The organism is Clostridium sp. SHJSY1 (assembly GCF_031626875.1).
GTDB lineage: Bacteria > Bacillota > Clostridia > Clostridiales > Clostridiaceae > Clostridium.
The window spans coordinates 36,994-60,111 of the sequence record NZ_JANDMF010000009.1 but is presented as its reverse complement, the minus strand read 5'-3'; the positions used below and the strand labels follow the sequence as shown (position 1 = coordinate 60,111).

Annotated in this window: 20 protein-coding genes and 2 other annotated features (1 of these 22 only partly in view); of the genes, 19 read left to right on the top strand and 1 reads right to left on the bottom strand. The window is 29.5% G+C overall.

Annotation, left to right across the window (positions count from 1 at the left end):
* Positions 1–78 (top strand) — a binding site (T-box leader) (it extends 167 nt beyond the left edge of the window).
* A 103-nt stretch (positions 79–181) separates the two neighbouring features.
* Positions 182–3,295 (top strand): isoleucine--tRNA ligase, encoded by a 3,114-nt coding sequence (gene ileS, locus NNC19_RS06685; RefSeq protein WP_310937849.1) that lies wholly within the window; start codon positions 182–184, stop codon positions 3,293–3,295.
* 353 nt (positions 3,296–3,648) lie between these two features.
* Complete coding sequence (locus tag NNC19_RS06680) at positions 3,649–4,647, top strand: LacI family DNA-binding transcriptional regulator (protein WP_310937848.1); 999 nt, start codon at positions 3,649–3,651, stop codon at positions 4,645–4,647.
* Between the two features lie 64 nt (positions 4,648–4,711).
* Here NNC19_RS06680 and NNC19_RS06675 read toward each other — a convergent pair whose 3' ends face one another.
* Positions 4,712–4,897, bottom strand: coding sequence for a hypothetical protein (locus NNC19_RS06675; protein WP_310937847.1), 186 nt, complete (start codon positions 4,895–4,897; stop codon positions 4,712–4,714).
* Between the two features lie 113 nt (positions 4,898–5,010).
* Here NNC19_RS06675 and NNC19_RS06670 point away from each other — a divergent pair, with 113 nt between their 5' ends.
* The 17 genes from NNC19_RS06670 (at position 5,011) to NNC19_RS06585 (ending at position 23,102) form a co-directional block, all read left to right on the top strand.
* Complete coding sequence (locus NNC19_RS06670) at positions 5,011–5,586, top strand: nucleoside recognition domain-containing protein (RefSeq protein ID WP_310937846.1); 576 nt, start codon at positions 5,011–5,013, stop codon at positions 5,584–5,586.
* A gap of 11 nt (positions 5,587–5,597) precedes the next feature.
* On the top strand, positions 5,598–6,125 hold the full coding sequence (locus NNC19_RS06665) for a nucleoside recognition domain-containing protein (protein ID WP_310937845.1): 528 nt from the start codon (positions 5,598–5,600) through the stop codon (positions 6,123–6,125).
* A gap of 77 nt (positions 6,126–6,202) precedes the next feature.
* Positions 6,203–6,934 (top strand): ABC transporter ATP-binding protein, encoded by a 732-nt coding sequence (locus NNC19_RS06660; protein ID WP_310937844.1) that lies wholly within the window; start codon positions 6,203–6,205, stop codon positions 6,932–6,934.
* Positions 6,921–8,543, top strand: a complete 1,623-nt coding sequence (locus NNC19_RS06655) for a putative ABC transporter permease subunit (RefSeq protein ID WP_310937843.1) — start codon at positions 6,921–6,923, stop codon at positions 8,541–8,543. Before NNC19_RS06660 ends, NNC19_RS06655 begins: the two co-directional genes overlap by 14 nt.
* 293 nt (positions 8,544–8,836) lie before the next feature.
* Positions 8,837–9,163, top strand: a complete 327-nt coding sequence (locus tag NNC19_RS06645) for a phasin family protein (RefSeq protein WP_310937842.1) — start codon at positions 8,837–8,839, stop codon at positions 9,161–9,163.
* A gap of 221 nt (positions 9,164–9,384) precedes the next feature.
* A complete protein-coding gene (locus NNC19_RS06640; RefSeq protein WP_310937841.1) occupies positions 9,385–11,001 on the top strand; it encodes an AarF/ABC1/UbiB kinase family protein in 1,617 nt (538 codons plus the stop codon).
* Between the two features lie 38 nt (positions 11,002–11,039).
* Positions 11,040–11,288: a binding site (T-box leader), on the top strand.
* 63 nt (positions 11,289–11,351) lie between these two features.
* Entirely contained in the window at positions 11,352–13,280 is a 1,929-nt protein-coding gene (gene metG, locus NNC19_RS06635; RefSeq protein WP_310937840.1) for a methionine--tRNA ligase, read from the top strand.
* A gap of 56 nt (positions 13,281–13,336) precedes the next feature.
* Positions 13,337–14,965 (top strand): methionine--tRNA ligase, encoded by a 1,629-nt coding sequence (gene metG, locus NNC19_RS06630; RefSeq protein ID WP_310937839.1) that lies wholly within the window; start codon positions 13,337–13,339, stop codon positions 14,963–14,965.
* Between the two features lie 210 nt (positions 14,966–15,175).
* Positions 15,176–15,613, top strand: a complete 438-nt coding sequence (locus tag NNC19_RS06625; protein ID WP_310937838.1) for a DUF2383 domain-containing protein — start codon at positions 15,176–15,178, stop codon at positions 15,611–15,613.
* Positions 15,614–15,735: 122 nt separating this feature from the next.
* Complete coding sequence (locus NNC19_RS06620; protein WP_310937837.1) at positions 15,736–16,533, top strand: TatD family hydrolase; 798 nt, start codon at positions 15,736–15,738, stop codon at positions 16,531–16,533.
* Positions 16,534–16,781: 248 nt separating this feature from the next.
* On the top strand, positions 16,782–17,828 hold the full coding sequence (locus NNC19_RS06615) for a 3D domain-containing protein (protein WP_310937836.1): 1,047 nt from the start codon (positions 16,782–16,784) through the stop codon (positions 17,826–17,828).
* A gap of 111 nt (positions 17,829–17,939) precedes the next feature.
* A complete protein-coding gene (gene rnmV / locus NNC19_RS06610) occupies positions 17,940–18,488 on the top strand; it encodes a ribonuclease M5 (protein WP_310937835.1) in 549 nt (182 codons plus the stop codon).
* Positions 18,489–18,491: 3 nt separating this feature from the next.
* Positions 18,492–19,334, top strand: a complete 843-nt coding sequence (gene rsmA, locus NNC19_RS06605; protein WP_310937834.1) for a 16S rRNA (adenine(1518)-N(6)/adenine(1519)-N(6))-dimethyltransferase RsmA — start codon at positions 18,492–18,494, stop codon at positions 19,332–19,334.
* A 67-nt stretch (positions 19,335–19,401) separates the two neighbouring features.
* Entirely contained in the window at positions 19,402–20,724 is a 1,323-nt protein-coding gene (locus tag NNC19_RS06600) for a hypothetical protein (protein WP_310937833.1), read from the top strand.
* A gap of 11 nt (positions 20,725–20,735) precedes the next feature.
* Positions 20,736–21,299, top strand: coding sequence for a hypothetical protein (locus NNC19_RS06595; RefSeq protein ID WP_310937832.1), 564 nt, complete (start codon positions 20,736–20,738; stop codon positions 21,297–21,299).
* 109 nt (positions 21,300–21,408) lie between these two features.
* Positions 21,409–22,242 (top strand): hypothetical protein, encoded by an 834-nt coding sequence (locus tag NNC19_RS06590; RefSeq protein WP_310937831.1) that lies wholly within the window; start codon positions 21,409–21,411, stop codon positions 22,240–22,242.
* Between the two features lie 17 nt (positions 22,243–22,259).
* Positions 22,260–23,102: an Mrp/NBP35 family ATP-binding protein gene (locus NNC19_RS06585; protein WP_310937830.1), complete on the top strand. Its 843-nt coding sequence runs from the start codon at positions 22,260–22,262 to the stop codon at positions 23,100–23,102.
* Positions 23,103–23,118 lie beyond the last annotated feature (16 nt).

Genomic DNA, 23,118 nt, shown 5'->3' with positions numbered 1-23,118 from the left:
AGTACTTGAACTAAGCATCTTGTAATAGGTAGATGCATTTACCATAGGTGGTATAGCGAATATTACTTCGTCCTTTTGGATGGAGTTTTTTTATTTTTCATTAAGAATGATTAATAAGAGAGATATATGTAAACAACTTAAAGAGATTTAACAATAGGAAAGAAGAGAGGAGATCTTTAAAATGTACAAAAAAGTTGAACTTTCAAAAGGTTTTGTAGGTATGGAAAAAGAAGTCGCAGACTTTTGGAAAGCAAAAAATGTTATTAAGAAAAATTTTGATATGAATAAAGATGGTGAATATTTCACTTTCTATGATGGCCCACCAACAGCTAATGGGAAGCCACATGTAGGCCATATTATAACAAGAGTTATGAAGGATATCGTTCCAAGATATAAAGTTATGAAGGGGTATAAGGTTATTAGAAAAGCTGGATGGGACACTCATGGGCTACCAGTTGAACTTGAAATAGAGAAGAAGTTGGAAATATCAGGTAAAGAACAAATTGAAGAATATGGTGTTGAAAAATTTGTTACTGAATGCAAGGAAAGTGTATTTAAATATGTTTCAATGTGGGAAGATATGACTAATAAGATTGGGTATTGGGTTGATATGGATGAACCATATGTAACTTATCATAATTCTTATATTGAATCAGTATGGTGGGCATTAAAGCAAATGTGGGAAAAAGGTCTTTTATATGAAGGACACAAGGTTATGCCATACTGTCCAAGATGTGGAACAGCTCTTTCATCACATGAAGTAGCTCAAGGATATAAGGATGTTAAGGATTTAACTGCTATTGCAAAATTTAAAGTTGCTGGTGAAGAGAATAAATATATATTAGCTTGGACAACAACACCTTGGACATTGCCATCAAGCTTAGCTCTATGTATAAACAAAGCATACACATATATAGAAGCAAAAGTTGAAGATGAAGTTTTAATTCTTGCAAAGGATCTTGCTGATAAAGTTCTTGGTGAAGATTATGAAATTGTTAAAGAATTTAAGGGAACAGAACTTCTGGGAACTAAGTATGAACAATTAATGCCTTTTGGAAAGATAGAAGGAAAAGCTTTTGAAGTAATTCATGGGGACTATGTTACTTTATCAGATGGTACAGGAATAGTTCACATTGCTCCAGCTTATGGTGAAGATGATAGCTTAGTTGCAAAAGCTAATGGAATCACATTTATTAACTTAGTTGATAAAGAAGGTAAATTTGTAGAAGAAGTTACTCCATGGGCAGGGAAGTTCGTTAAAAAGTGCGATGAAAGTATTTGTAAATGGCTAGAAGAAAATAATAAGTTGTTCAAAGCTGAAAAGCATCTTCACTCATATCCACATTGTTGGAGATGTGACACACCACTTCTTTACTATCCAAAAGAAAGTTGGTTTGTTAGAATGACAACTCTAAGAGATAAGCTTTTAGAGAATAATAATAAGATTAATTGGTATCCAGATAACATTAGAACAGGTAGATTTGGTAAGTTCTTAGAAAATGTTATTGATTGGGGTATTTCAAGAGATAGATACTGGGGAACTCCACTTCCAATATGGGAATGTGAGTGTGGACACAAAGAATGTGTAGGAAGTATTGAAGAGTTAAAGGATAAAGGAATAAATGTTCCAGAGGATATAGAACTTCATAAACCATATATTGATAATGTTAATTTAAAATGTTCTCATTGTGGTAAAGGAATGGTTAGAACTAGAGAAGTTATTGATTGTTGGTTTGATTCAGGATCAATGCCATTTGCTCAATTACACTATCCATTTGAAAATAAAGAATTATTTGAACAAAACTATCCAGCTCAATTTATATCAGAAGCTGTTGACCAAACAAGAGGTTGGTTCTATACATTGTTAGCTATTTCAACAGCTATATTTGATAGAAATCCATTTGAAAATTGTATAGTTTTAGGACACGTTTTAGACAAGAAAGGCTTAAAAATGTCTAAGTCAAAAGGAAATGTAGTTGATCCATTTGAGGTTTTAGAATCCCAAGGTGCTGATGCAACAAGATGGCATTTCTATACTGCAAGTGCTCCATGGTTACCAACAAGATTCTCAATAGATGACGTTGGGGAAGCTCAAAGAAAGTTCTTAAGTACATTATGGAATGTATATTCATTCTACGTTTTATATGCAGATATAGATGGATTTAACCCATTAGATTATGCTGATTTCAAATCAGAAAATGTTATGGATAAATGGATTATGTCTAAGTTAAATACTTTAGTTAAAGATGTAGATGCTAAGTTAGATGGCTATGATATAACAAACGCAGCTCTTCAAATAGAAAGTTTTACAGATGAATTATCAAACTGGTATGTAAGAAGAAATAGAGCTAGATACTGGTCAGAAACTTTAACTGATGACAAGATAGGGGCATATGTTACTTTATATAGAGTTCTTGTAACTTTATCAAAGGTTGCAGCACCATTTGTACCATTTATAACAGAAGAAATATATCAAAACTTAGTTGTCAGCTTAGATCAAAAGGCTAAAGAAAGTATTCATTTATGTGTTTGGCCAGAAGTAGATGAAAAAGCAATAAATAAAGAATTAGAAAAGGAAATGGATTTAGCTTATGCAATAGTTAAGCTTGGAAGAAGTGCTAGAAATGGAGCTAATATTAAGAATAGACAGCCACTTTCAGAAATATTAGTATCAGTTGCATCAATTCCTGAGTATTATGGAGATATTATAGCAGATGAATTAAATATTAAGAGCATTAAATTTGGTGCAGACTTATCAGAACATGTTAACTTTGAACTTAAGCCAAATTTACCTGTACTTGGTAAAGCTTATGGAAAGTTAATTCCAGCTATAAGAAAAGAGATTGCATCCAGAAATCAAATGGAGTTAGCTCAAAAGATCAAGAGTGGTGGCATTGAAGTTATAAATATAGATGGAACTGAAATTGAATTAAATGCAGATAGTATTCTTGTTACAATGCAGGGTTTAGATGGATATGCTTTTGCTGGTGAAGGTGAAATTGGGGTTGTTTTAGATACTCATATAACTGAAGAATTAAAGCAGGAAGGCCATTTAAGAGAAATGATATCTAAAATTCAAAATATGAGAAAAGAAAAAGGCTTTGAAGTTGCAGATAAGATTAATTTATATGTTAGAAATAATGATATGTTAATAGATGTAATTAAGAAGTTTGAAGATGTAATTAAGAAAGATACTTTAACAGTTGAGATTGTATATGGTGATGAAAACATTGAATACGTAGAAAATGTAATCAATGGTGAAAAATTGGATATAAATGTTGAAGTAGTTAAGTAATTTTATAGTAATGCATAACTTAAGATAAATTTTTAATAAAATTTAATCTTAGGTTGTGCATTGCTTATTTTTTAAAGAAAAAGATATTTTGTAATAAGATTAATCGCAAAACGGATTTAAAAATCCATTTAAATATTTGATACTAAATTTAAAAAAGTTAAGAAGTAAAACTATGTATGAAAGTAAAAATTAGCCAATATAGTTGCAATTTATGATTACTAAGAACTTAATTACGCAAAAAAAAGCTATAATTTAAGAAAAACATTAAATATAAAGAGATAATCGCTTGTTATTGGGATAATATATATGTATAATTAATAATTAGAATATATAAAAATGGGAGTGATAAATTAATGGCAACTTCTATTAAAGACGTAGCAAAAGAGGCTGGCGTATCTATTGCAACCGTTTCAAGAGTGTTAAATGACATTGATGTCGTAAATGAAGACACAAAGAAAAAGGTTTTAGATGCCATAAAAAAATTAGGATATAGACCTAATATAGTAGCTAGAAGTTTAAAAACTCAAAGAACAAAGACTATAGGAATATTAATTCCAGATATATCAAGCCAATTTTATCCTGAAATCGTAAGAGGAGCAGAGGATGTTTCTCACATATACGATTATAATGTAATATTATGTAATTCAGATTTTGATGCAGATAAAGAGAAAGAATATTTAAGAGTTCTTAAAGAAAAAATGGTGGACGGAGTAATATATATGAGTAGTTCACTTAATGAAGATATCTTAGATTTAATTAATGAGTTAGATTTAAAGACTGTTTTAGTTGAAACTAAAGATAAGGATGGAGCTTTCCCAAGTGTTACTATAGATAACATAAGTGCAGTTCATGATGGAACTAAGTATCTTATTGACCAAGGTTTAAAGAATTTAGCTTTCATAGGTGTAAATGAAGATACTATAAATGCATGGGGAGAAAGATACATAGGATTTGAAAGAGCTTTAAAGGAAGCTAAATTACCAGTAGTTGATAAATTAGTTTGCTTTGATACATTAAGGGTAAAATCAGGAGCAAAAGGTGTAAAACAATTCATAGAAAGTGGTAAAAAATTTGATGGAATTGTTTGTGCATCTGATGAAATTGCAATGGGTGCAATAAATGAACTTAGAGATAATGGAATTAAGGTGCCAGAAGATGTAAGTGTGATAGGTTTTAATAATAACTATGCTGCTTCAATTTTCTATCCTAAAATATCAACTATAACTCAACCAAGTTATGATATGGGATCAGTTGCTATGAGAATGCTTATTAAAATACTTAATAAGAAAGAATTGGAGCAAGATCAATATGTACTTGATTATGAGTTAATTAATAGAGATAGTACAAGATAAAAAAATAATACCTATAGACTGTTACTTTTATAAGTTTTAGTCTATAGGTATTTTTATTTTATAATTAAATTATTCCTTCAGTTTTCAATATGTTTTCTAAATTCTTTACTTTTTCATTCAAAGATATAAATTTTTCTCTTAATATATCCTTTGATAGATTTTCTTGTGACGCTACCATTTCTAAATCTTCTACAGTTTTTAAAGCATCATCAATATCTTGTTGAGCCATTTTTAAGTTAGTATCTTCCATATAGTTTCTCCTTTTTAGGTAAAATATAAAAATTATATATAATAATCCTATCACTACTAAAAGAGTAGTGCAAGGCATATATTTTATTAAGTAATAAAGTATATGGAGGAAAGATGATAAATTATATTTGGTTCGGGCTTATATTTTTAGGGCTTTTAGTGTCTCTAGTTACTGGAAAGGGAGGAGACATATCAAGTAGTATAGTTAATTCGGCTGATAATACTGTAAAGTTAATTATTGGTCTTGTAGGAATAATGTGTTTTTGGTGTGGTGTTATGAAAGTAGCAGAAAAGAGTGGATTAACAGAAAAGTTGGCAAAACTTATGAAACCTATTTTAAAAATTTTATTTAAAGATGCAGCAAAGGATGAAAAAGCACTTGGTGCGATAGTCATGAACTTAACTGCAAATATGATGGGACTATCAAATGCAGCAACACCATTTGGGATAAAAGCTATGGAGGAAATGGATAGACTTAATCCAGACAAAGGTAGAGCTAGTGATGATATGGCTCTTTTTTTAGTTATGAATGCGGCTTGTATTCAATTAGTTCCTTCAACAGTTATGTCAATTAGAGCAGCTTGCAATTCTCAAAATCCTGGAGCAATTATATTGCCTGCTATAATATCAACAGCAACAGCTGCTTTAGTAGGAATAATATGTTGTAAGATATTGCAAAGATACTTTTAGGGGGAAGGTTTATGGATGGATATATAACTAAAAGTATAATAGGATTTATAGTAATAATAATAATTGGATATGGAATGATTAAAGGTGGCAAAGTTTATGAATGGTTTATTGAAGGGGCAAAGGATGGATTAAAGGTTTGTTTAAATATATTTCCTTATCTTTTAGCTATGATAGTAGCTGTTGAAATATTTAAGCAAGCAAATCTTTTAGATATTTTAAACAACTTAATAGCTCCAGTAGTAGGGTTAATAGGATTACCTAAAGAGCTAATACCATTAATATTAATAAAGCCTTTATCAGGAAGTGGAGCAGTTGGGATTTTCACTAATATTGTTCAAACCTATGGGCCAGATAGTGGCATAGGTTTAATGGCATCTGTAATTATGGGAACAACAGAAACTATTTTTTATACAGTAACAGTATATTTTGGAGCAGTTAAAGTCAAGAAAGTTAGACATACTGTTTGGGCAGCTATTATGGCAGATTTAGTTGCTATAATAACAGCAGTTACTATTGTTAGATTATTCTTTTTAAGTTAAAATTAAGATTTTGGTATATAAATTTGGGGAAAATAGTGATAATATATTTCTATGATAATACTTGGAGGTGAAGGGCAATGATAAAAATTGATAATATAACAAAAAGTTATAATGGGGAGTATAAGGCTGTAAATAATTTAAACCTTGAAATAAAAGACGGAGAAATATTTGGATTATTAGGGCCAAATGGAGCAGGAAAAACAACAACTATTAAGATGATAACTGGAATTATTGAACCTACTGTAGGTAATATAGAAATTAATGGGGTAAATATTTCAAGGGAGCCAGTAAAGGCTAAGGAACAATTTGGATATGTGCCAGATAATCCTGATATGTTTTTAAGGTTAACAGGAATAGAATATTTAAATTTTATGGCAGATGTTTATGGAGTGGATGCAAAGGTTAGAAAAGATAAAATAAAAGAATTAACAGAGAGATTTGAAATGAGTACTGCACTTGGAGATAAAATTCAATCCTATTCTCATGGTATGAGACAAAAAATAATAGTTATGGGAGTGTTAATTCATGATCCAAAGGTTTGGATACTTGATGAACCATTAACAGGATTAGATCCAAAGTCTGCCTTTACATTAAAAGAAATGATGAGAGAACATGCCGATGCAGGGAATGCGGTACTTTTTTCAACTCATGTTCTTGAAGTAGCAGAAAAGTTATGTGATAAGGTTGCAATAATTAATAAAGGGCAATTAATATTTAATGGAACCTTACAAAACCTTAGAAATGAATTTAAGGCAAATGAATCATTAGAAGATATGTTCTTGGAGTTAACAAGCAATGAAAAGGCTTAAATTAATAACAAAGTACTTTATAAAAAGCGCCCTTGAAAGTAACTTTGGTAATAAAAAGATGAAACCATGGATGGCTGCATTATTAATGCTATTTATAGTAGGGTGTTTATCTTCACCACTTGCAATGATGGTATCATTTTCGTATAAAACATTAGAAATTGTTGGACAAGAAGGTGCCTTATTAACTACAGTTTTAATAATGGGATCATTGGTTACTTTGATTTTTGGTATAAATACAATACTAAATACTTTCTATTTTTCAAGTGATATAGAAGATATGCTTCCATTACCTTTTAAAAGTTCTGAAATAGTATTTGGAAAATTTTTAGCTGCTTTGATTGATATGTATTTATATGCACTTATATTATTATTTCCTCTTATAGCATATGGAGTGGCTAGTGGGGCTGGTGTGCTATATTATGTTTATGCTTTACTGACTATTTTGATTATTCCTGTACTCCCTATGATAGTTGCTTCTCTTATATGTATGCTTTTAATGAGGTTTACTTCGTTGTCTAAGCATAAGGATGCATTTAGGATGTTTGCAGGGACTGTTATGCTAGTTTTCTTTGTTGCATTTAACTTCTTTAGTCAATCTGCTGGAAATAATGAAGATGCTTTAACTAAATTAGCTTCACAGCAAGGAAATAATAGTTTAATGAATAGTGCTAGCAATATTTTGATAACAAATAAGTTAGCATCTTATGGATTACTATATAATAAAGAATTAAAAGGATTTCTATTTATTTTAGCAGCAATAGTTATTGCAGTTGCATTGTTTGGAATATACTACATTGTAGGTGGTAATCTATATTATAAGGGAATTATAGGAGCTTCAGAAACATATAGTAAACGAGAAAATATTCTAGAAACTAAAAATGCTGACAAGCTTACAAAATCAAATTCACCTATTAAAGCATTAGTGCTAAAAGATATAAAACTTATATTTAGAACACCACAATTTTTTATAAATTGTGTAGCTATGTTATTTTATATGCCTGCAATTATGGGAATTGCATTTTTTGCTAAGGGATCTGATGGGTTAGGAAAAGCGATTGCAGGAAAAGAAAATCTTTATGGATATGTGATTGTAGCTATATTGTTTTTCTCAGTAATGTGTATATCAGCAGGATGGGCTGCATCAACAGCTATATCAAGAGAAGGAAGGGATATTATAGTATCACAATACATTCCTATATCAGGAAAAGATTTTCTGATAGCTAAAGTTATATCTTCGCTTTTAATAAATGAAATCAGTGCCATAATAGTTATAGCACTTATTGTGTTTTTAAAGTTGCCAGTAATGTTAGTGGTATTAGGTGGTATTATTTCATTAAGTTCAGTAGCTGTAATATCATTAATTCAATTATATTTTGATTACAAGTCTCCAAAATTAGAATGGGAAAATGAAAGAGATATGTTTAAAAAGAACTATTTACCACTAGTGTTAATGTTAGTGAGTTTTGTTTTTGGAGGAATATTTTTAGCATTAACATTTATTTTGAAGAACTATTTAATAATATTTGTAATCATAACTATTGTGATAGTTTTAGTGGGGATTATAATAGTAAATATGTTAAGTAAAGTTTGTGAAGCTTCAATTTTCTAAATTATAATTAGAATCTATCTTAAAGTATTTAAAATATTGCTTTAAGATAGATTTTTTTGTGTAAAAAATTATGAAGAGTATATTTTAAAATTACAGTTGTAACAGAGAAGAAAAAACTATATTAAAGTATAAAGATAATACCAAGGAAATTAAAGCCGGAGATTTAATTCTATTTAATTTAGTAATTCAATATAATTATTATAATGGTGATATTTCAATATCTAAAAATTAGTATAAATTGTATATATGTTGGAGATAATAAATTTAGAAAATTTAAGATAGGGGTGGGTTCTATGATGAATGACACAAAAAAGATATTTTTAGCTGGTGTAGGAGCAGCTGCGATGACATATGAAAAAGCTAGTGAAGTTGTATCTGCATTAGTGGAGAAGGGAAGAATTACAGTAGATGAAGGTAAGGAATTATCTGAAGAATTAAAAAGAAATGTGAAGAATTCAACTGAAGAAGTTAAAGAGAAAGTAGCAGAAAAAATAGAGAATCTAAAACCATTAACAAAAGAAGAGTTAAAGCAAGTTTTAGAAGAGATGAATTATGCAAGTAAGTCAGAAATATTAGAATTAAAAAGAAGAATAGAAGTGTTAGAACAAAAAAATAACTAACTTAGAATCCCTTGCTTAATAGTGGAGTTAAGGGACAATCAAAAAAATAACAAGTCAATCCGCCAGACTATTTTCCATCATCCTGCGTCAGCAGATTGCTCTAATAGCCCACTATGAGACCAATCTGCTTCCTTGACTGATGAAAAATATTCATGGCAAATTTGGACTTGTTATTTATTTTCATGTCCCTAAGTGAGGGAATTTCTTTAGGAGTTGAATTTATGAAAAGTAAGTCTGCAGAGAGATTTAATGAGATTATTAAGGTTTTTGCATTTTATGGTTTTGGAATACTTATAGATAGCAAATTAAATCATAATAAAAAGTCTCCAGAAAATTTAAGGAAAGCCTTTGAAAGTCTTGGCCCTACCTTTATTAAAATTGGACAAATATTAAGCACTAGAACAGATATCTTACCAGAAGAATATATTAATGAACTTAGAAAGTTACAAGATTCAGCTAGAGAGGAAAGTTATGATTCAATAAAAAATGTTTTTGAAGTTTCCTTAAATAAGAAAGTGGAAGAGTATTTTTTATATTTCAACAAGAATCCTATGGCCGCAGCGTCTATAGCACAAGTTCATGAAGGAATTTTAAAAGATGGAAGAGAAGTAGTTATAAAAATACAAAGACCTAATATTTATGAGAAGATGAAAATAGATATATCTATTTTGAAAAGAATAGTGAAGTTTACGAGAATTAAGATAGATATAAAAGTAGTTGATATATTAGAAGTCTTAGAAGATCTTGAAGAAAGCTTAGAAAAAGAATTAGATTTTTTAGCTGAAGGAAAAAACATAAAAAAATTCAAAGAAAATAATAAAAATGTGACAGTTTTATATGTTCCACAGGTAATTGAGGAACTTTGGAGTTCAACAGTTTTGACTCTTGAAAAGATTAATGGATTTAAAATTAATGATAGAAAGAAACTTAAGGAAGAGGGGTATTTTAATAGTGATGTAGCAAGAAAATTAGCATTATGTTACTGTAAACAAGTGTTTGAAGATGGTTTTTTTCATGGAGATCCCCACCCAGGAAATATATTGATATTTAATGGGAAATTATGTTTCGTGGACTTTGGAATCATGGGAGAACTTAATGAAAATATGAAAAGTTGGTTAAATGATGCCATGTTTGCATTGGCTACAAAAGATAAGAAAAGATTAATTGAATTTATTTTATCAGTAGGGATAAAGAGAGGAAAAATAAATAGAGGAAGTTTATATGATGATATAGGATATTTATTTGATAATTATATTACAACCAGTTTGAAAAATATTAAAATAGAAGTTTTGTTCCAAGAGGTCTTTACAATTGCTATGAAAAATAATATTCAATTACCAAGAGAATTAGTTAGTTTAGTTAGAGGAATTGTGATTTTAGAAGGTGTTATTGCAGAGGTTGATCCAGAAGTTGATATTTTTTCTATAGTAATATCTTTTGTTAAATCTAAAAGTAAGTCTGTATTCTTGAAAGAAATAAAAGGTGAAGAATTATTAATATCTGTTTATTCGTTTGTTAGAGATATTATAAGAATTCCAACTGAAACTTTAGAAGTATTAAATAGTTTAGAAAGTGGTAGAAGTAAGATAAATCTTCATATAACAGATTTGAATAAGGCTCTATCTAGTATGCAAAATATGGTGAATAGGATAACGGGTGGACTTGTTATAGCTGCACTTATAATGTCTTCGTCATTAATAATATGTAATAAAGTAGGCCCAACATATTATGGCTTGTCTTTGCTAGGAGTTTTGGGATATTTAGTTTCAGGAATATTAGCTGTTATATTATTAGTGTCTATGATTAGAGCAGGAGATTTTAGGAGAAAAGATAAATAATATTTGACATTGAATTTTTTTTGATTTATCATAAATGTGGAAATGTAATGAAGAGAAGAGTAGTAGAAGAAAATGTTTAAAGAGAGCTGGTATTTGGTGAAAATCAGCAACATAGAATTTTATGAAGATGGTCTTGGAGCAGAATTATTGAGCTGAATTTTAGTTAGGTAATTACGGGAGCAACCGTTATATTGCAGGGTGATGATAGTCAGCCAAAAAGTTTCTTATCGTGAGGTAAGGAAAAAGTAGAGTGGTAACACGTAATTTAAGTTTAATACGTCTCTATATAGGTAAAATACCTATATAGAGACTTTTTTTATAAAGATACTTTAATTAGAGGAGGAAAAGATATGAGTAAGAAACCATATTATATAACTACGCCAATTTATTATCCATCAACTAAATTACATATAGGGAATACCTATACAACAGTTGCAGCTGATGCAATTTCAAGATTTAAGAGATTAACAGGCTATGATGTGATGTTTTTAACAGGAACAGATGAACATGGACAAAAGATTCAAAGGGTAGCAGAAGAAAAGGGAATAACTCCAAAAGAACATGTAGATCAAATAGTAGCAGGAATTAAAGATTTATGGAGCATGATGAATATAAGTTATGATAAATTTATAAGAACTACTGATGATTATCATATAAAAGCTGTTCAGGATATATTTAAAAAGCTTTATGACCAAGGTGATATATACAAAAGTTCATATGAAGGTTGGTATTGTACACCTTGTGAATCCTTTTGGACAGAAACTCAATTAGTAGATGGAAATTGCCCTGATTGTGGAAGACCAGTTGAGAAGTCAAAGGAAGAAGCGTATTTCTTCAAGATGAGCAAATATGCTGATAGATTAATTCAATATATAGAAGAACATCCTGATTTTATTCAACCAGAATCAAGAAAAAATGAGATGTTAAATAATTTCTTGAGACCAGGATTACAAGATCTTTGTGTTTCAAGAACAAGCTTTAACTGGGGGATTCCAGTAACATTTGATGAAACCCATGTAATTTATGTTTGGATAGATGCATTATCAAACTATATAACAGCTTTAGGTTATGGTGGTGATGAAGAATTATATAAAAAATTCTGGCCAGCAGATGTTCATTTAATAGGAAAGGATATTTTAAGATTCCATACAATATATTGGCCAATTATGCTAATGGCTTTAGGGTTACCTTTACCAAAACAAGTATTTGGACATGGATGGTTACTTGTTGATGGAGGTAAGATGTCAAAATCTAAGGGAAATGTAGTAGATCCAGTAACTCTTGTAAATATTTTTGGAGTAGATCCTGTTAGATATTATTTGTTAAAAGAAATTCCTTTTGGATCAGATGGATTATTTAATAATGAAATATTTATAAAGAAGATTAATTCAGATTTATGTAATGACCTTGGTAACCTTTTATCAAGAACTGTAGCTATGATAGAAAAATATTTTGATGGAATAATTCCAGCCCAATCAGCTAAAGAAGATGTAGATGATGAACTAATCCGTCTTGCTTTAGAAACACCAAGGAAAGTTGAAGAAAGTATAAATGAGTTAAAGATTCCAGAAGCATTAGAAGCTGTATTTGATTTAATCGGACGAGCGAATAAATATATAGATGAAACAACTCCTTGGATATTAGCTAAAGATGAAGCCAAAAAGGACAGATTAGGAACTGTTTTATATAATTTATCAGAGACGTTAAGATTTACATCAATATTAATTTCTGCATTCTTGCCAGATACAGCAAAAAAGATAAATGAACAAATAGCTGTAGTTAACATTGAGTGGGATTCTTTAAAAGAGTTTAATGGAACAGTTGTAGGAACTAAAGTAGTTAAGGGAGATAACTTATTCCCAAGAATAGATATAGATGAAAAGCTTGCAGAACTAGAGGCATTAAAGGAAGCTGAATCAAAAACAAATAAAAGGGATATAATACCTATAAAAGAAGAGATAACTATAGATGATTTTTCAAAGATAGATCTTAGGGTAGTTAAAGTTATAGCTTGTGAACCTGTAAAAGGTGCAAAAAAGTTACTTAAATTAAAGGTTGACTTAGGTGGAGAAGAAAGACAGGTTGTATCAGGGATAGCAAAAGACTATAAACCAGAAGATTTAGTAGGAAAAAATGTTGTTTTAGTAGCTAACTTAAAACCAGTAAAATTAAGAGGCGAATTATCACAAGGAATGATTTTAGCTGCGTCAACAGATGATGATAGTATATTAAATGTAGTTAATCCAGGAGAATTACCAACAGGTAGTGTGGTAAGATAATTTTAATATTAGTAAGAGTTCAGGAAACTGGACTCTTAATTTATAAGAGGTATAGTATGAATGTAATTATAGGAAATGCTTGGCCATACGCTAATGGTCCATTACACTTAGGAAGAATAGCAGTGTTAATGCCAGGGGATATTTTAGCAAGATATCATAGATTAATGGGTGATGATGTAATATTTATATCAGGAAGTGACTCTCATGGTACTCCTGTAGATATGAAGGCTAAAGAAGAAGGGGTATCACCTTTAGAAATAGCAGAAAAGTATCATGAAGAATTTGTAGAATGCTTTAGTAAACTAGGTTTTTCTTTTGACTTATTTACAAAAACACATACTGAATATCATAGTGAAAAAGTACAAGAATTTATATTGGATTTATATAAAAAAGGATACATATATGAAAAAGAAGTTGAACAAACTTTTTGCAAACAATGTAATGAGTATTTGTTAGACAAATTTATAGAAGGAAAATGTCCTCATTGTGGAGAAGTTGCTTCTGGAGACCAATGTACAGAGTGTTCAGAGATATTTGAAACAGAAGATTTGATAGATAAAAGATGTAAGTTTTGTGGGTCAGAGCCAGTAGTAAGAAAAACTAAACATTTATTTTTTGCGTTATCTAAATTTGAAAATGATGTTAGAAGAATATATATAAAGCAAAAAGGTTGGAGAGAAAATGCTGAAATTATTACTAAAAGATATTTAGATGAAGGATTAAGAGATAGAGCTGTAACAAGAGATTTTCATTGGGGTGTTGATGTACCTTTAGTTGGATATGAGGACAAAAAGATATATGTATGGATTGAAGCTGTTATGGGGTATTTAACAGCTAGTATGAAGTGCACTGAAGAGAGAAACGAAAATTACATGGAATATTGGGATGGAGAGGATAGTAGGATATATTTTGTTCATGGTAAGGATAATATTCCATTCCATACTATAATATTTCCTAGTTTGTTAGCAGGGCTTGGAATAAAAAATCCATGCATAAGAGAGATATCTAGTGAATATTTAAAATTAGAAGGAAAGAATTTTTCAACTACAAAAAATTGGGCAATCTGGGTAGACCATATAACAAATAATTACGATACAGATTTAATAAGATACTATTTAATGTTAAATGGACCAGAGGGCAAAGATTCAGATTTTAGTTGGAGAGATTTTGTAAATACCAATAATAATGATTTAGTAGGGCTGTATGGAAACTTTGTTAATAGGACATTGACATTTCTAATTAAAAACTTTGATGGTAAAATTCCATCAGGAGAAATGCCAAAAGAATTAAAAGATGAATTGTTTAATCTTTACTTTTATGTTGGAGATAAAATTGAAGAAGGAAAATTTAAGGATGGGCTTCAAAAGATTATTGGTGCTATTAAGAAGTTTAACAAATATTTTGATGAAGAGAAACCTTGGGAAACTTTAGATAATAATAAAAAGAAGTGTGTTAATAGTATTTATATTTGTGTTCAATATATTGCAAATTTATCCAATTTGCTTGAGCCATTTATGCCAAAATCATCACAAAAAATAAGAGAATATTTAGGTTTGAGTAATCCTAGTTGGAGTTTTGTAGAAAAAAAGGTCGGAAACATAAAAAATGTCGAAGTATTATTTGAAAAAATAGATAAGAAAAATATTATAGAAGAAGTGTTAAGGTTAAAAAAGGAAGCTATATAAATAAAAAAAAACAGAGTGCCTACAATAGGGGATGAGGCACTCTGTTAAACCATTCATACTAGAACAGTTTAGGGGTAAATAATAATGCTTTAACTACTTTACAATAACAATGATAATATATATATATGACAGTTATGTGTCAAAAAAATTAAGAAAAAGTGTATAACAAATGAAACTAAGTAAGAGAATACCTTATAAGAGGTGAAAATTATGAACGATAAAGAAATGGTTATACATGAAATGAACAAATTTTTAAAAGGAATTCATATGGGAGGAACTACATTCAAAGATTATTTAGAAAAAGCTAAATCTTTTAAATTAAAAGAAGATTTAACTCAAATAATAGAATCATTTAAAAGACATGAAGAAGCAATTACAAAAAGAATAAATCAATTAGGAGGAAATGCTTCTGATACTGTTGGATTAATGGGAATGATGGGTGAGTTTTTTGAAAAGGTTAAGTTAATTTCAGCAAATACAGATGAAGAAATATTAGAGCATGCAATTAATGCTATGGAAATGGGAATAAAAAGTGGAAATAAATTTATAGATGAACATAAAGATTTAGAGGAAAGCTTATTAAAAGAAGTTAAAGCAATAGTTGATGACTATAATGGGCATATAAAAAAGCTTAGAGAATTTATATAAAATATTTTATTAAAAAACTCCAATGGAGTTTTTTATTTTGGGTTGTAATAAATAAAGTTGTTTCTTTTCAGTTCAAGGTTATATAATATTTGTAATAAAATTAATATTAGGAAGTGGTTTTTATGGAAAATAAATATGAAATATTTGATAGTCATGCTCATTATGATGATGATGCCTTTGATATAGATAGGGATCAATTAATAGAAGAATTAAACAATGCTGGAGTAATAGGTATATTAAATTGTTCTTCAAGTTATGAAAGCATAGAGAAAACTTGTGAACTAATAAATAAGTGGAGTTTTATTTATGGAGCTATAGGAATACATCCAGAAAATGCAAATGAATTAACAGAAGAAAGATTAAAGGAAATAAAAAAGATAGTAAAAAGCAATTCAAAAGTTATAGCAATAGGAGAAATAGGACTGGATTATTATTGGGATGAAAATCCATCAAGAGAAGTACAAAAAGAAGTTTTTAGGAAACATATGATGTTAGCTAAGGAATTAAATTTGCCAGTTGTAATTCATGATAGAGATGCTCATAAAGATACATTAGAGATAATGAATGAATTTCCAGAAGTAATAGGAGTGGTTCACTGTTTCTCAGGAAGTGTAGAGTTTGCTAAAGACTGCTTAAAACTTGGATATTATATTGGAATTACTGGAGTTATAACATTTAAAAATGCAAAAAAGCTTATTAAGGTAGTTAAAGAAGTACCTGTAGATAGACTTTTAGTGGAAACGGATTGTCCATATATGGCACCTGAACCGAATAGAGGAAAGAGAAATAAATCAGATTATATTGAGCATATAATAGAACGAATAGCTGAAATTAAAGAAATTGACTCTAAATCATTAAATATGAAAGTTAACGAAAATTTTTATAGGTTGATTAAAATGGGAAAATATGGTAAAATTTAACTGTACAGCGAATAAAAAATTAAATAAATGGTAAAAATAGTAACCATGGGACTTGTTACTAAATAAAAATCTTCACCAATTAGTACCCAGATGAACTGATAATATTAGCTATCATAAATAATTATTTTTTTTATATGCATAGTATGCATTTTATCAGAATTCATCATATGCAAGAGTATAGAAATTTGACAAACTAGTAATTTCTAGTATATAATGCAGAAAACGCTCTTGCCAAAGGAGGGAAATAAATGGTAGAAAAATTCAGGGAATACTTGAAGAGAATTTTTTCTAACAGTCCGAAGGCAAAGATAATGGTGGGACTAATTATTTGCATAATAAGTGTAAGTACAATTTTAGTCTCTATGAGAAAGACAGTAAATATAATTGTAGACGGTAAAAAAGAAACATTTGTCACGTATAGGGGGACTGTTAAGGATGTGTTGCAAGAGAAGGGCTACGAATTAGTAGAAAAAGATAAGGTGCAACCATCAATACAAGCCAATATTACAAATGATGATACGATATCAGTTAAGAAAGCTGTACCAGTTAAAGTTGTTATAGCAGGTGAAGAGCGAGAGGTATTAACAGCTGAAGACACAGTAGAGGACATGCTACTTGCAGAATCAGATAATTTAAAAGCAGAAGGAATGAACTATAAAGATGAAGATATAGTAATTCCAGGGAAAGATGCTAAAATAACATCTGATATGAATGTTAAGATAGTTGATGTTCAACAAGAAGAAGTACAGAATATGGAAGACATACCATTTGAAACTGAACAAGTTGTTGACTATAACAAAGTAAATACCTATAGAGAGGTAACTAAAACTGGAGCGACTGGAAAAAAAGCAGTTATGTATAAAGTTGTTAAACATGATAACGAAATTATTGCTAAAGAAAAAGTAAGTGAAACTCCAGTAAGTGAACCCCAACCAGAGCAAATCACAGTTGGTGGTGCAATTGAGAAGACAAACAGGGGTGGACAAACATATCTTTCTAAAAAGACTTTATATTTAGAAGCTACAGCTTATTCTGGTGGTGGGTTAACAGCCACAGGAAAAAATGTAGCATATGATCCTAATGGAATAAGTACAATTGCTGTGGATCCTAGAGTGATACCTCTTGGAAGTCTTGTAGAAGTAAGTGGGTATGGACTAGCGATTGCATCTGATACAGGTGGGCTTATAAAAGGAAACATAATAGATGTTTATCTTAACACAGAAGAGGAATGTGAAAGTTGGGGAAGAAAGCATAATGTTGAGGTTAACATAAAAGCGTATCCAGGAGAATGGTAAAAAATTGGCTTAGAACTGTCTCAAAAATGAGGCAGTTCTTTTTTGTCTATTTGACATTATACATATATATATGTAAATTAAGAATATATTAAAGTGGAAGGAAGATATATTTTGATTAAAGAGGTAATAGTAGTAGAAGGTAGAGATGACATAACAGCTGTAAAAAAAGCAGTTGAAGCAGAAATTATAGCTACTAGTGGATTTGGGATTAATGCTAAGATTATAGATAGAATAAAAGAAGCACAAAAAAGAAAAGGTGTAATAGTATTAACAGATCCAGATTTTGCAGGAGAAAAAATAAGAAGCATAATAACCAAAAGAGTTAAAGGTGTTAAACATGCATATATAGCTCAAGCAGATGGATTAAAAGATGGAGATATTGGTGTTGAAAATGCATCACCAGAAGTTATTTTAAAAGCGTTAGAAGGTGCTAAAGTAACTTTGGAAGAAAAAAATGAAAATTTTACTATGGATGATATGTTTTATTGTAAGTTGACAGGTCAAAAGGATTCTAAAAAAAGGAGAATAATATTAGGAAAAGAATTAGGAATTGGATATGGAAATGCTAATCAAATGTTATCTAGACTAAATAACTATGGTATTTCTGAAGAGGAATTTGTAAAGGCTATTAATAAAATACAAAAGGAATTAGGAGAATAGTTAATGGATATAAAAGACTATAAAACACAAGAGTTAGTAAAAAAATATAACTTTAAATTTTCGAAAAGTTTAGGACAAAACTTTTTAATAGATGAATCGGTTTTAAGTGATATTGTAGATGGTGCTAAAGTATCAGAAGATGATTTAGTAATAGAGATAGGGCCGGGAGTAGGTTCATTAACTGCACAGCTTATAAGTAAGGCTAAAAAGGTAGTATCTATAGAATTAGATAATGACCTAATTCCTATACTAGAAACAGAATTAGGTGAATATGATAATTTTTCATTAATACATAAAGATGCATTAAAGGTAGATTTTAATGAGATAATTGGAGATGAAAAAAGTGTAAAATTAGTAGCTAATCTTCCTTATTATGTGACAACACCTATTATAGTGAGACTATTGAAAGAAGGATATAAGTTCAAATCACTTACAATAATGATACAAAAAGAGGTGGCAGAGAGAATTGATGCTGAACCAAATTGTAAAGAATATGGTTCTTTATCTTTATTAGTTCAATATTATTGTAATACTAAAATAATTAGAAATGTACCACCTAGTAGCTTTATTCCTAGGCCTAAGGTTGACTCAATCGTAATAAGATTAGATAGGTTAGAAAAACCAAGAGTTGAAGTTAGTGATAAAAATTTAATGTTTGAAATAATCAGAAATGCTTTTAATATGAGAAGAAAGACTTTGTGGAATGGAACAAAGTTTATAAGTATGCCAAAAGAAAAGCTTTTGGAAGCTTATGAAAAAGCAGGAATTGATCCAAAGAGAAGAGGAGAAACATTAAGCTTAGAGGAATTTGCTGCTTTAACAGATAGAATTATTGAGCTAAGATAGATTATGTCATAATTATAACTCCTTCGCATATAATGTATTGAAATAATTTATGTGGAGGAATAGGAGCTTGGCGCATAATAAATTGTATAGAAATTTTATAATTTTACAGGAGGATGAAAAGGGTCATGGTATTTCAGAGGAAAAGCCTCTATCAGGATATGCAAAAATAGAAGCAAAGGGCGACAAGTGCAAGATATCATTTTATGCTCAAAATTTAAATAAAGATGATAAATACACCATAGTACTTATTTGCTACAAGAAAGATTTAAAACAGATAGTAGATTTAGGCTCCTTGGAAGTAACAGACGTAGGTAAAGGAGAGGCTTGTAAAGAATACTATATCAATAACATAGCAGGCTTGGATTTTTCTTATGAAAAAGTATCGGGGGCTGCAATCTGTAAATACAAAGATGGTGAATTGTCATTTTTAATGTATGGATTTATGAATGGAGAAAATGTTAAAGATGACTGGAAGAAGTGTAAAACATTAAAACATGCAGATAAAGATGATAAAATATTAAAGGAAGATATTCCTAAAGTAGAAGTTGCATTAATTAAAGAGAAAGAAAGTAAGAAAGAAGTGAATCCAAAGAAAGATTGTGATGATAATTTGGACAAGGGAGATCCATGTGAAAGTCAGTATGAAAATTTGAAAGATATTCATAAAGAAGAACATCATGAAGAACACCATGAAGATAAACATAAAGAACATCATGAAGATAAACATGGAGAAGAGCATGAAAAAAATTGTGAAGAAAAACATATAAAACACAGTGAAGACAATAAAGAAGATAATCATATTCATCAGCATAAGGAGAAATATAAAAATAAGGATGATTATGAATATGATTACTATGGAGATGAAGAGTATGGATTTATGGGAGATAATCATAATGAAAGAATAGATACTGGATCTAAGTTTGATGATTACGAGGATACTATAGAAAAAAGTAAATATGATGAAGAGAATTTTAACTTAGATGGAGATGTTGGAAGGTTCTTCACTGAAATTATGAGTGGATTTGAAGAATATAGTCCTAGATCCAAAGATATAAAATATTGTAAATGGTATAAGGTTAATGTGAATAGTCTAGATGATATGTGTAATACAAGTAATTACAATAAGTATACAGTAGCATATTATCCTATGCTAAATTACTATCCTTATATAAGAAAATATGGCTACTTCTTAATTGGGTATAAATGTGATCCGAAGGGTAATTTAAAGTATATAGTTTATGGAGTTCCAGGTCAAAAAGATGAAAATGAACAACCTTATTCAGGAAAAACTGGGTTTGTTACTTGGATGAAATCAGGAGAACGAAATGAAGGTTGTTGGCTAATGTTCTATGATTTTAGAAACTCAACAATAGTTGTGCCAATGAAATAAGGTAATTTATTATGAATAAAAAACAATTAACTATGACTTTAATATTAGGAGCACTTATGCTTCTTTTAATATTTACGCAAAGGTTTTTTGAAAATAATTTTAAAGAAGTAGCTTTGGTAAATAGCAATATGGGAGAACTAAAAGAATATTCAACAACAGATGGAGAATTTATTTATTCTTTACCCAATACATGGAGTTTAAAGAATCTAAAGTCTGATAATTATGATATCTATAAGGCGGAATTTAAAGATGATAATAACAATATTATGGGGTACGTAGAAATAATAAATAGTAATGATGATGTTAATTCATTAGCACAAAAAGATCTAGATAATATGGTGCTTTCACATGATAAAGAAAAGATAGATAGATACAAATCAAATGATAGAAAGTGCATAAAGGTTGTTTATAAGACAAAGGTGAATAAAGGATATGATTTTGTTAATATTAATTATTATATTCCTTTAAGCGAGGGGAAAATGGGTAAAATAACCTTTATTGTTAAAGAGAATTATTATAAAGATGATATGATGATTATATTTAATTCTATTGTAGATGAATTTATAATCAAATAAGCATTTGCCAATAGTTCAGTAAAGTATTATAATTTATATGTTATTAGGGAAAGCTAATAAGCTTTCCCTAATTATGTATATAAGTAACTAGGTGAGGAGAGTATTACAATTGAAGAGATCTAAGTTCTTAATTATAGGGATAATAATTATTATAATAACTTCACTTTCTGGATGTACTGTAATAGATAAAGGAATGGTAAAACTAAATTTAAAAAACAATGACTTTGAGTATATAAAGGAGAGCAGAGTAGATAAAATAATTATACAAAGTACAAGAGATTCGGGGTTTAAGTTTGTTATAAGTGATAGTAATGCGATTAATGATATATATGATATTTTAAGTAAAGGTAAAGTTAAAGATGAAAAGACTTCACTAGATGCAGATTATAATCTTGAAGTCTATATGGGAGAAGAAGTAAAAACATATAAATATGTAGTAAGTGTGGATGAAAGAGGTGTAGGTAATTTTTATGATGATAATACATCATATCTAATTCCTAAGGATTTAGATGATACCATTCAACAAAACCTTTCTACAATAAGAAAACCTAGAGATTTTGAAAGTATATACTATGAAAGTATACTTGAAGTAGTTAATAAAAAGAAAGATGAACTAACAGCTTCAGAAAATAAAGTAGGTGTAAACATAAGTGGGGATGTTGATTGTTTAAAGTACATGTTTTCTGTTGATATTAAAAGTTTTGAGAAAAATTTAGATAAAATTGTTCCAGGGACAAAGCTAGTTAATAATGATATAGCTGATTTTGACACTACTATTACAGTAAAGAATAGAGGTTATAGTAGCAAAGTATTTAAAACAAGTATAATTGTTGATAATAAAAAAGATAAAAGTTATGAAACATATTATGTTCAAGGAAGTTATGAAGATAAGTCATGGAAGATAACTGTAAGTGAACCAAATGAAAAGCCTAAAGGGTGGTAAGATATAAGGAGGTCAAAATGGGTAGTTGTGATAATTGTGCAAGCAAAGATCAATGTGCTTCAAAAGGAGTTACATCATGTGAAACTTCAATAAAGGTTTTACCTAAGTATGGAAATGTAAAAAATATAATTGGAGTAATTAGTGGTAAAGGTGGAGTTGGAAAATCTACTATAACAGGGGTTATGGCCACTATTTTAAGAAAAAAAGGATATAAAGTTGGAGTTTTAGATGCTGATATTACTGGGCCATCTATGCCTAGATTCTTTGGGATTAATAATCAAAGAGCAAAGATAACACCTATAGATGAAAATACAGTGAAATTTTTACCTGTAGAGACTTCTAGTGGGGTTAGGGTTATGTCTATGAACTTAATTACACCAGTAGAAGACCAACCAGTTATATGGAGAGGACCAGTAATCACTGGAGTTTTGAATCAAATGTACATAGATACAGAATGGGGAGATTTAGATTATCTATTAATTGATATGCCTCCAGGAACAGGAGACATTGCATTAACTGTAATGCAAGATTTTCCTATAAAAGAATTGGTTATAGTATCTACACCACAAGATATGGTTTCTATGATAGTCAAGAAAGTTGTTATAATGGCAGAAAAAATAGGAGTAAAAGTAAAAGGTGTAGTAGAAAATATGGCTTATATAGTATGTGATGGGTGTGAAAAAAAGTTGCGTGTGTTTAGTAAGAAATCTGCAGAAGAGCATGCGGAGTATTTAGGGTTATCTTTAATAGGTGAATTACCTATAGATTTGGAGTTCACTGAAGCTTTAGAACAAGGAAAAGCAGAAGAATATGTATCAGACAATCCTTTGTATTCATTAATTTTTGAAGGATTATATTAATAATTTTCTTTTCTTT